We start from the raw sequence: 3,640 nt of genomic DNA, 5'->3' as shown, positions 1-3,640 counted from the left end.
CACGGTGTACGCGATCACCGGCGACCTGGCCGAGGCGGAGGACGCCGTGCAGGAGGCGTACGTGCGGGCCTGGCAGCGCTGGGACCGGCTGGTCCGCGAAGGGGATCCCCTGCCCTGGGTACGCACCGTGGCGGCGCGGCTCGCCATCAGCACCTGGCGCAGGACACGCGGCCGCCTGCTCGCCCACCGCAGACACGGGCCACCGCCCGATCTGCCCGAGCTCTCCGCCGACCGGATCGCACTGATCGAGGCACTGCGCGCGCTGCCTCCGCAACAACGCCAGGTGATCGTGCTGCACCACCTCCTCGACCTGCCGGTGGAGCAGGTCGCCCGGGAGACGGGCGCCTCCAGCGGGGCCGTCCGCACCCGCCTCAGCCGCGCCCGCAAGCTCCTCGGCGAGCGCCTCGCCGACATCGCCCCGCCCCCCGTGCACACCACCGCCAAGGAGGCCGCCCGCCATGCCTGAGGTCGACGAACTGCTCGACGACGTGACGCTGAACCTGCCCGCCCCGTCGGCCCTGCGCACCCGCGGCACGCGGCGCGTCCGCCGCCGCCGGGTCCTGGTGGGCGGGGGCGCCGCGGCCGCGGTGCTGGCCGGGATGGTGTGGGCCGTGCCGGGAACCGGGCAGCCGCACACGTCCGGCCCCGCGGACGCGCCGGGCACGGAGGTCTCGCAGAGCGCGGCCGCGTTCCCGCGCACGACGCCGTACCGCACGAACGGCACGATCCGGCTGGGCCCCGCCGACGGCCTCCCCCGTCACGGCGCACGGCACTGGACCCGCACGGACCGGAGGGCGGCGGAGGCGAAATGGCCCCTGGCCTGGGTCGGCTTCGGGGCGACGGCCTGCGGTCCCGACATCCTGCCGAAGGAGAAGGCGTCACCCGGGGAGCACCGCGGCGGCAGCTGGACCTACACCGGGTCCGGCGGAGCCCTCGCCCGCCAGGTCTACCTGGAATACACGACGCCCTACGACCGCATGACCGATCTGTCCGACCTGATCGACTCCCTGACCGTGTGCGGCCTGACGTCGGACGCGGCCGCGGGCACCGAGCCGTCCCAGACCTACACGGGCACGGACCCGGCCCGGCCGGGGCTCACCGTGTGGGTCGAGCACGGGTGGAAGTGGATCCGGGTCGTCCAGGAGCAGTCCGGCCGGGCGCCGGCGCTCTGACACCGGCGGCGCCGGACCGCGCCCGTCGGCTTGGACGTGTGCGGCAGGATCTCGCACCATGGGCGGCGAGGGTGGACGGCCGGGATCAGTGCACGCGGCCGTCGTCCTCCACCGACGCACGCCGGCAGAACGGAAAGTGAGAGAGACACATGGAGCAGCGCACCTTCGGCAGGAGCAGGCAGCGGGTGTCCGTCATCGGGCTGGGGACCTGGCAGCTCGGGGCCGACTGGGGCGACGTCCGGGAGGAGGACGCCGTCGCCGTGCTGGACGCCGCCGTCGAGTCCGGGGTGACCTTCTTCGACACGGCGGACGTGTACGGGGACGGACGCAGCGAGCAGCTCATCGGCCGGTACCTGCGGCGGCGCCCGGACGCGGGCGTGCTGGTCGCCACGAAGATGGGCCGCAGGGTGGAGCTCGATCCGGCGCTCTACACGCTGGACAACTTCCGCGCCTGGACGGACCGTTCGCGGTCGAACCTCGGGGTGGACCGGCTGGACCTGGTGCAGCTCCACTGCCCGCCGACGCCCGTGTACTCCTCCGACGCGGTGTTCGACGCCCTCGACACCCTCGTGGCGGAGGGCGCGATCGCGGCGTACGGCGTGAGCGTGGAGACCTGTGCCGAGGCGCTGACCGCCATCGCCCGGCCCGGGACCGCGAGCGTGCAGATCATCGTCAACCCGTTCCGGCTCAAGCCCCTGGAGGACGTGCTTCCGGCGGCCGCAGCGGCCGGGGTCGGTGTCATCGCCCGCGTGCCGCTGGCCAGCGGGCTCCTGTCCGGCCGGTACACGAAGGACACGGTCTTCGCCGCGGACGACCACCGCACGTTCAACCGCCACGGCGAGGCCTTCGACCAGGGCGAGACCTTCGCCGGGGTCGACTTCGCGACGGGGGTGGAGGCTGCCGCCGAGTTCTCCGCGCTGGCGCCGGACGGCGCCACCCCGGCACAGACGGCACTGCGCTGGATCATCCAGCAGCCGGGGATCTCCTCCGTGATTCCGGGCGCGCGCAACCCCGAGCAGGTCCGCGGGAACGCGCAGGCCGCCGCCCTGGCGCCGCTGTCCCGGTCGACGCTCGACGCCGTCCGTGATCTGTACGACGACCGGATCCGCGGCCAGGTGCACCACCGCTGGTGACGTCCGGCGGCCCGTCCCCGGGACGCGATGCGCCCCCTCCGTGACAGGCCGGTGCCGTCACCCGTCACAATGGAAGGGCTTCCAATTCCGACCGGCGAAGGAAGGCCCCCGGCCATGACTGAGGAACTGCCGCACCGGCACGTCACGCTCGACGAGGTGGCCGCGCAGGCTGGTGTCTCGCGATCGGTCGCCTCCCGGGTGATCAACGACGCGCCTCATGTCAGCCGCGCCAAGCGGGAGGCGGTCGAGCGGGCGATCAGGAAGCTCGGGTTCGTCCCCAACCCCAAGGCGCGTGCGCTGGCCACGCGCCAGGCGGGCGCGGCCGCGCTGGTCATCTCCCGGGACGATCCGGAGGTGCTCGCGGACCCGTTCTTCGCCCAGGTCATCGTCGGGGTGTCCAGCGCGCTGGAGGAGGCCGACCTGCACATGATGCTGTGCCTCTCGGCCACCCCCCGCGGCCGGGAGCGGGTGGAGCAGCTCGTGCGGTCCCGGGTGGTGGACGGCGTGATGCTGATGGCCCTCCACGAGGGCGATCCGCTGGCCCGGCTCGCCACGGAGACCCGGCTGCCGGTGGTGTTCGGCGGCCGGCCGACGGATGTCGAACCGCGCTGGTACGTCGACATCGACAACGTGGGCGGCGCGCGGGACGCGACCGACCATCTGCTCGCGCGGGGACGGAGCCGGGTGGTCACGGTCTGCGGGCCGCGGGACACCGAGGTGGGCGAGTCCCGGTACCGCGGCTACCGGGAGGCCATGCTGCTCGCGGGCCTGACGCCGCGCCCTCCGGAGCAGGGTGACTTCTCCGACGAGAGTGGTGCGGCCGCCATGGAGCGGCTCCTTCGGGCGCATCCCGATCTGGACGGCGTGTTCGCCGCGAACGACAACATGGCGGCGGGCGCGCTGCGCGCGCTGCGTGCGGCCGGTCGCTCGGTTCCGGGGGACGTGGCCGTGGTGGGGTTCGACGACCTGGCCGTCGCACAGCTCGCCGAGCCGGCCCTCACGACGGTTCATCAGCCGATAAGGGATCTGGGGCGTGAGATGGTCCGGATGCTCGTCGGGCTCATCGCGGGGCGGGAGCCGAGTCCGCTCATCCTGCCCACGCATCTGGTGAAGCGCGCCAGCACCTGACATCGCCGCACCCGCCCCGCAGGGTGGGTGCGGCAGGTGAAGGTGGTGCGCGGCCGGCGACCGTCGGCCACCGGGCGGTGGCCTGGGCGGGGAGTGAAGACCGGTCGTCTGCCCGGGGGCGGGCCGCGCACCACGTCTCAGTGCCGGACCGAGGGGACCTGCCGCCGCCCTCGGCGCACCGGCGTGCCGCCTGCGATGGAGTCGGTA

The 3,640-nt window shown here is 74.1% G+C and carries 4 protein-coding genes; all 4 read left to right on the top strand.

Going from position 1 to position 3,640, the window contains the following annotated elements:
• Positions 1 to 466 (top strand): SigE family RNA polymerase sigma factor (locus GTW43_RS10410; RefSeq protein WP_161301360.1); only part of this gene is annotated, 466 nt, incomplete at its 5' end.
• Positions 459 to 1,172, top strand: coding sequence for a hypothetical protein (locus GTW43_RS10405; RefSeq protein WP_161301359.1), 714 nt, complete (start codon positions 459 to 461; stop codon positions 1,170 to 1,172). The genes GTW43_RS10410 and GTW43_RS10405, both read left to right, overlap by 8 nt.
• 149 nt (positions 1,173 to 1,321) lie before the next feature.
• Positions 1,322 to 2,305 (top strand): aldo/keto reductase, encoded by a 984-nt coding sequence (locus GTW43_RS10400; protein WP_161301358.1) that lies wholly within the window; start codon positions 1,322 to 1,324, stop codon positions 2,303 to 2,305.
• 114 nt (positions 2,306 to 2,419) lie between these two features.
• Positions 2,420 to 3,433, top strand: a complete 1,014-nt coding sequence (locus GTW43_RS10395) for a LacI family DNA-binding transcriptional regulator (RefSeq protein ID WP_161301357.1) — start codon at positions 2,420 to 2,422, stop codon at positions 3,431 to 3,433.
• Positions 3,434 to 3,640 lie beyond the last annotated feature (207 nt).

It is taken from the genome of Streptomyces sp. SID5785 (assembly GCF_009870065.1).
GTDB lineage: Bacteria > Actinomycetota > Actinomycetes > Streptomycetales > Streptomycetaceae > Streptomyces.
The sequence above is the reverse complement of the archived record's forward strand: the minus strand, read 5'-3'. Positions and strand labels throughout refer to the sequence as shown.